Genomic DNA, 6,775 nt, shown 5'->3' with positions numbered 1-6,775 from the left:
CAGGTCGTCGCTGGAAATCCCGATCTTCGCGCCAATCTCCTGGATCGGCTTCTTCTGCGCCTCACGCGCAATCTCGATGTCACTCTTGTAGCTCATGGCCGTCTCCCTGCTGCCATCAGTTCCGGTTCACTCCCCGCTGCAAAAGTTCAATGCGAGGCAAGATATATTCCTATTACTCAATTAATTTTCCTGGGCGTCAACACATTCCTGACCCGTTTCCCCTGAAAAACCTGGCATTTCCCGCATTTCCGCCGCCGATCGGAAACAGGCGGAATTTCACCCCGGGTGAAGGCGGCGCATATGCGGCAGGCGCTGCCGCATATGAAAAGGCCCGGGCATTGCCCGGGCCGTGCAAGGTCCGGCCCAGAGGCCGGACAGGGGAATCAGTGCCTAGATATCCAGCGTGTTGTCCTTCTCCCAGCGGGAGAAATGGTTGACGAAGGAGTTCCATTCCTGCTGCTTCATTTTCAGATAGGCTGCGGAGAACTCCTCGCCCATCATCGCCTTCAGCCCGTCGTCCTTGTCGTAGAAGCGCAGCGCATCCAGCATGTTGAGCGGCAGCTTCGGCGCATCGGTGATGGTGTGGCCTTCGGCATACATGTCGATGTCATGGCGCGGGCCCGGGTCGGCTTTGGAGCGGATGCCCGAAAGGCCCGCAGCGATGATCACCGCCTGCAGCAGATAGGGGTTCACCGCCCCGTCCGGCAGGCGCAGCTCGAACCGGCCGGGGCCGGGAACGCGCACCATATGGGTGCGGTTGTTGCCGGTCCAGGTCACGGTGTTCGGCGCCCAGGTCGCGCCCGACATGGTGCGCGGCGCATTGATCCGCTTGTAGGAGTTCACCGTCGGGTTGGTGATCGCCGCCAGCGCCGAGGCGTGCTTCATGATGCCGCCCAGGAACCAGCCGCCCTGCTCCGACAGGCCCAGCTCGGCAATCTGGCCCGCGCCTTTTTCCCCGGCAAAGACGTTGACCCGGGCATCCTTGCCCGGCGCGTCCCAGACCGAGATATGGGCGTGGCAGCCGTTGCCGGTGAGACCCTCGACCGGTTTCGGCATGAAGGTCGCACGGTAGCCGTGCTTCTCCGCCACCGACTTGGTCATGAACTTGAAGAAGCTGTGCTTGTCGGCGGTCGACAGCGCATCATCGAACTCCCAGTTCATCTCGAACTGGCCGTTGGCGTCCTCGTGGTCGTTCTGGTACGGGCCCCAGCCCAGCTCCAGCATGTAGTCGCAGATCTCGCGCACCACGTCATAGCGGCGCATCACCGCCTGCTGGTCGTAGCAGGGTTTTTCCGCCGTATCGAACGGGTCGGAGATCTCGTCGCCTTCCGGGGTCAGCAGGAAAAACTCGGCCTCGATGCCGGTCTTCACGTGCAGGCCTTCGTCCGCGGCCTCCTTGATCAGACGGCGCAGCACATTGCGCGGCGCCTGGGCCACGTCCTCGCCTTCCATCACGCAGTCAGCCGCCACCCAGGCGACCTCCGGCTTCCACGGCAGCTGGATCACCGAGGACGGATCCGGCACCGCCAGCATGTCCGGATGCGCCGGGGTGAGGTCAAGCCAGGTGGCAAAACCGGCAAAGCCGGCCCCGTCTTCCTGCATATCCGCGATCGCCTGCGCCGGCACCAGTTTGGCGCGCTGGCCACCGAACAAGTCGGTGAAGGAGATCATGAAGTATTTGACGCCTTTTTCTTTTGCGAAAGCAGCCAGATCTGTTGTCATGGTCCTACTTCCTTTCCCTGTTGAACGTATTTCGAAAATGGGGCGCGGACTGTTGCCAGCCGCGCCCCGCCAATCATCAGAACCCGGCTTTGCCCGGATACCAGTCGGTCCCGGCCAGCGGCACCCGCGCCATCGCGGCGGCCTCCATGGTCAGGGCGCACAGATCCTCGGGCTCGAGGTTGTGCAGGTGGTTGTGGCCGCAGGCTCGGGCGATGGTCTGGGCTTCCAGCGTCATCACCTTGAGGTAGTTGCGCAGGCGGCGGCCCGCATCGACCGGGTCCAGGCGCTTCATCAGCTCAGGATCCTGGGTGGTGATGCCGGCCGGATCCAGGCCTTCGTGCCAATCGTCATAGGCGCCGGTGGTGGTGCCCAGCTTCTGGTACTCGCTTTCCCATTTCGGGTCGTTGTCGCCCAGCGCAACCAGCGCCGCGGTGCCGATTGCAACCGCGTCGGCGCCCAGCGCCATCGCCTTGGCCACATCGGCGCCGGTGCGGATGCCGCCGGAGACGATCAGCTGCACTTCGCGGTGCACGCCCAGGTCCTGCAGCGCCTGCACCGCGGGGCGGATGCAGGACAGGGTCGGCAGGCCGACATGCTCGATGAACACATCCTGGGTGGCCGCGGTGCCGCCCTGCATGCCGTCCAGCACCACAACGTCAGCGCCGGCCTTCACCGCCAGCGCGGTGTCGTAGTAGGGGCGGGTGCCGCCGACCTTGATGTAGATCGGCACCTGCCAATCGGTGATCTCGCGCAGTTCCAGGATCTTGATTTCCAGGTCATCCGGGCCGGTCCAGTCCGGGTGGCGGCAGGCAGAGCGCTGGTCGATGCCTTTCGGCAGGGTGCGCATTTCCGCAACCCGGTCAGAGATCTTCTGGCCCAGCAGCATGCCGCCGCCGCCGGGCTTGGCGCCCTGACCGACCACGACCTCGATCGCATCCGCCTTGCGCAGGTCGTCCGGGTTCATGCCATAGCGGGACGGCAGATACTGGTAGACCAGCTTGGTGGAATGGCCGCGCTCTTCCGGGGTCATGCCGCCGTCGCCGGTGGTGGTCGAGGTGCCCGCAGCGGAGGCGCCGCGGCCCAGGGCCTCCTTGGCGGGGCCGGACAGCGCGCCAAAGCTCATGCCGGCGATGGTGATCGGGATATCCAGCTCAATCGGCTTCTTGGCAAAGCGGGTGCCCAGTGTCACCTTGGTCTCGCATTTCTCGCGGTAGCCCTCCAGCGGGTAGCGCGAGATCGAGGCGCCGAGGAACAGCAGGTCATCGAAATGCGGGACCCGGCGCTTGGCGCCGCCGCCGCGGATGTCATAGATCCCGGTGGCCGCCGCGCGGCGGATTTCCGCGTTGATCGGGTTCGAGAAGGTCGCCGACTGGATCGGAACCGTACGGGGGATGTTATTGCTATCCATGTCTAGTGATCCCTGTCCTTAGTACGCTTGCGCGTTGTCGACGTCGAAGTTGTAGAGCTTGCGGGCGGAGCCGTAGCGCTTGAACTCCTCCGGCTTCGCATCCGCGCCGGCGCGTGCCAGCAGATCCTTGAGGATCTCGATATGCTCCGGGCGCATTTCCTTCTCGATGCAGTCGGCGCCAAGGCTCTTGACCGAGCCGCGCACAAAGAACCGCGCCTCGTAGCAGCTGTCGCCCAGCGCATCGCCGGCATCGCCCAGCACCACCAGATTGCCCGCCTGCGCCATGAAGGCGCACATGTGGCCGATGTTGCCATGGACGACGATGTCGATGCCCTTCATCGAGATGCCGCAGCGCGACGACGCATTGCCCTTGATCACCAGCAGGCCGCCATGGCCGGTGGCCCCGGCATACTGGCTGGCGTCGCCATCGACGATCACGGTACCGGACATCATGTTTTCCGCCACACCGGGCCCGACCGAGCCTTCGACCCGGACCGTCGCCTGCTGGTTCATGCCGGCGCAATAGTAGCCGGTGGAGCCCTTGACGGTCACCTCGACCGGCGAGTTCAGGCCAACGGCAATCGCATGGCTGCCCTTGGGGTTGACGATTTCCCAGGCAGTCTTGTTGGTGCTGCCGTTGAGTTCCTGCAGGGCCGAGTTCAGACCGCGCAGGCCATTTGCTTCAAGATCATATGTCTGCATCTTAGTGGTTCCAGAAGTAAACGGTTGCGGGTTCGGGCTCCCAGACGCGGGCGTCTTCGATGCCCGGCAGATTGACCAGCGCGCGGTATTCGCTGCCGAAGGCCACATACTGGTCGGTCTCTGCCATCACGGCCGGCTTGCAGGCGATCGGATCGCGGACCACGCCAAAACCGTCCTTGGTGCCGACCACAAAGGTGAAGAAGCCGTCCAAGTCCTCCAGGCTGCTTTCCAGCGCCTCGCCCAGCGATGCGCCGTTCTGCATCTTCCAGGTCAGGTAGGCAGCGCCCACTTCGGTGTCGTTCTGGCTTTCGATCCGCACGCCTTCGCGGCGCAGCTTGCGGCGCAGCGCGTTGTGGTTGGACAGCGAGCCATTGTGCACCAGGCACTGGTCGGAGCCGGTGGAGAACGGATGCGCGCCCTCGGTGGTCACGGCGGATTCAGTGGCCATGCGGGTGTGGCCGATGCCATGGCTGCCGCCCATGCCGCGCACGTTGAAGCGCTCGGCAACCTTCTCAGGCAGGCCGACTTCCTTGTAGATCTCGATGGTGTCGCCTGCGCTCATCACCCGCAGTCCCGGGCGCAGCTCCGCCAGCGCGGCGCGGGCCTCTTCTTCCTTGCCCGCGGGCAGCTCCAGCACCGCATGGGTGTCGATCACCCGGATCGACACATCGCCGCTCAGCGCTTCGGCCAGCGCCCCGTCGAGCCCGTCAAAGGCTTCCTCCGGCGCATCGGACTGAACGGTAAGCTTGGCCCGCCCGCTGCTGTCCGCGCCATAGATGGCAATGCCGGCGCTGTCCGGACCGCGGTCCGTCATGGTGATGAGCATATCGGTGAGCATATCGCCCAGCTTCGGCTCTAGTGATTTGTCTTTCAGAAAAAGACCGACAATCCCGCACATGGGTGTGCCTCCTGGTTTTCAACTCGAATCAACGCTAGCAGTTTGCGTTCATTCGTTCAACTCTTATGAAACTTATTTTCCTTAGAAGGAAACAAGGGCGCGCCGTGATGGCGCGCCCCCGTGTTCATTCAGGTCAGTATTTCTCGAGCAAGGAACTTATTTTTTCCTTGTCTCCCATATTCTTGGCCTTTTCCAAATGCGCCCCCTCCCGGACAAACTGGATCCTGTGCCAGCCGATCCAGAAGATCACGCCAAGGAGCACCATCAGTCCTTCTGATCCTTGGAAGGGATAGACCGCCCCGACCTCCGCCAGGTCCACGGCCCAGCTGTCGTAACCGATTGTCGACATTTCAATTCTCCTTATTCAGCTGGAACACCGCCACCGTTCAACGCAGCCTTGTCAGCAGCGATGATTTCGGCCTTGGCATCTTCGTAGGCATGGTGTTCGGCGTAATCGAGACCTTGCAGCTCGACCTCGACCGGGATGCGCAGCACGCCGGCCGCCGCCTGCATTTTGGCGATCACAAAGCCCGGCAGCCAGCCAAGCACACCAAACATGATCACCGCGCCGACGGTCTGGCCGACCGGGTTAACGGCGGCATAGCCTTCATACGGCGAGCTCGGTGCGCCCCACAGCAGGAAGCCTGCGATGATCAGGCCCACGATGCCGGAATAGCCATGCACCGCAACCGCACCAACCGCATCGTCGATCTTAAAGGTGCGCTCGACCCAGTAGTGCAGCTTGTAGACGATCACGACACCAACCGCGCCGACCAGCATCGCCTGGATCGGATGGTACAGGTCGTTGCCCGCAGAGGCGGTGATGATACCCGCCAGGCCGCCGGAGAAGGTCCAGAACGCATCGCCCTTGGACACCACATAGGCCGCCATCAGGCCGCCGGACAGCGACATCAGGAAGTTGAAGGTAATCGCGGACAGCGAGGTCGGCGCCAGGTAGATATTGGTGGCCGTCCAGGTCTCGCCGGTCAGCAGTCCGCCGATGCCCTCAGGCGAAATCGCCGGAATGTTGCAGGCCGCGTAGAAACCCCAGAAACCCGAATAGATCAGGAAGATCCCGATGGTCAGCATCCAGGGGTTATGCGGCGGGATGTCCCGCGGGGTGCCGTCGGCGGCGAACTTGCCCAGACGCGGGCCCAGCACCATGATGACACCGAGCGCGTAGCCGCCGGCAATCGCGTGGATCACGCCGGACGCATAGGCATCGTGATAGCCCAGGTATTTCACCATCCAGCCCTCGGCATGCCAGCCCCAGGCGGCGTCGATGATCCAGAACACCGAACCGATCATCACCGCATGCACCCACAGAGCGGAGGAGCGGATCCGTTCAATGACCGCACCGGACACGATCGAGGCCGCGGTCCAGGAGAACAGCAGGAACGCTGCCCAGAACACACCGGTGATCCGGTCCGACAGGTTGGTGCCCATGTTTTCCGACCACGGCAGGTTCGCTGCCCCCGCATCATGGTTCAGCCCGCCGAAGAACGGGAAGCTGGGGAAGGACCAGTAGATCCACCAGCCGAAGAAGAAGAAGGTCACCGTGACCAAGGGAATGATCATGATGTTCTTCATCAGTGTGTGCATGTGGTTGCGGTGGCGGCTGGCGCCGACCTCATACATGCAGAACCCCACGTGAATGAGGAACATGAAGACAACGGTCACCCAGTAATAGAACTCGGTGAACACCGTTGTTAACGCGTTCAGATTTCCATCCAATGTTTTGCCCTCCTGTTGGCAGTATCCCGGGCATTTGTTGCCTCTTGGGAATATTATTTTACCGAAATACTGTGCCCCAGCGGGGCGGGCTGTCAATAATCATGTGAAAAATTGTTACCTTTAGGGAAAGCGCCCTGCAGCTGAGCCGGTCTCCGGCAACGCCGCTTGCCCCCCTTAAACCCCAGCCAGACAAGGGCTAAATCCGCCCGCTTCCGGCCTGATCCGGGCTGCGGCCCTCCCAGCGAGCTGCTGGCGGACACAGGGCACACCTGCCGAAATGCGGCAGAATCACTCAACCATCCGACGCAATC

At 62.8% G+C, this 6,775-nt stretch carries 6 protein-coding genes; all 6 read right to left on the bottom strand.

Going from position 1 to position 6,775, the window contains the following annotated elements; translation table 11 throughout:
• Positions 1-390: 390 nt before the first annotated feature.
• Entirely contained in the window at positions 391-1,722 is a 1,332-nt protein-coding gene (glnT, locus tag LHL23_RS16225) for a type III glutamate--ammonia ligase (RefSeq protein ID WP_222476327.1), read from the bottom strand.
• A 76-nt stretch (positions 1,723-1,798) separates the two neighbouring features.
• Complete coding sequence (locus LHL23_RS16220) at positions 1,799-3,130, bottom strand: FMN-binding glutamate synthase family protein (RefSeq protein WP_222476328.1); 1,332 nt, start codon at positions 3,128-3,130, stop codon at positions 1,799-1,801.
• Between the two features lie 18 nt (positions 3,131-3,148).
• A complete protein-coding gene (locus LHL23_RS16215; protein WP_222476329.1) occupies positions 3,149-3,832 on the bottom strand; it encodes a protein GlxC in 684 nt (227 codons plus the stop codon).
• Position 3,833: 1 nt separating this feature from the next.
• A complete protein-coding gene (locus LHL23_RS16210) occupies positions 3,834-4,730 on the bottom strand; it encodes a class II glutamine amidotransferase (RefSeq protein WP_222476330.1) in 897 nt (298 codons plus the stop codon).
• A gap of 133 nt (positions 4,731-4,863) precedes the next feature.
• The gene (locus LHL23_RS16205) at positions 4,864-5,079 is read right to left on the bottom strand and encodes a hypothetical protein (RefSeq protein ID WP_222476331.1); all 216 of its coding nucleotides are present in this window, start codon (positions 5,077-5,079) and stop codon (positions 4,864-4,866) included.
• An 11-nt stretch (positions 5,080-5,090) separates the two neighbouring features.
• Positions 5,091-6,464 carry an ammonium transporter gene (locus tag LHL23_RS16200; protein ID WP_222476332.1) on the bottom strand — a complete coding sequence of 458 codons (1,374 nt, stop codon included), beginning with the start codon at positions 6,462-6,464 and terminating at the stop codon, positions 5,091-5,093.
• Between the last annotated feature and the right edge of the window lie 311 nt (positions 6,465-6,775).

It is taken from the genome of Leisingera sp. McT4-56, assembly GCF_020514995.1.
GTDB lineage: Bacteria > Pseudomonadota > Alphaproteobacteria > Rhodobacterales > Rhodobacteraceae > Leisingera > Leisingera aquaemixtae_A.
This window is presented reverse-complemented; position numbering and strand designations above follow the sequence as displayed.

What these genes read in the sequence shown, in the direction of transcription:
- LHL23_RS16215 (WP_222476329.1), bottom strand. Translation starts at nt 3,832, where the DNA reads ATGCAGACATATGATCTTGAAGCAAATGGCCTGCGCGGTCTGAACTCG.
- glnT (WP_222476327.1), bottom strand. Translation starts at nt 1,722, where the DNA reads ATGACAACAGATCTGGCTGCTTTCGCAAAAGAAAAAGGCGTCAAATAC.
- LHL23_RS16205 (WP_222476331.1), bottom strand. Translation starts at nt 5,079, where the DNA reads ATGTCGACAATCGGTTACGACAGCTGGGCCGTGGACCTGGCGGAGGTC.
- LHL23_RS16210 (WP_222476330.1), bottom strand. Translation starts at nt 4,730, where the DNA reads ATGTGCGGGATTGTCGGTCTTTTTCTGAAAGACAAATCACTAGAGCCG.
- LHL23_RS16220 (WP_222476328.1), bottom strand. Translation starts at nt 3,130, where the DNA reads ATGGATAGCAATAACATCCCCCGTACGGTTCCGATCCAGTCGGCGACC.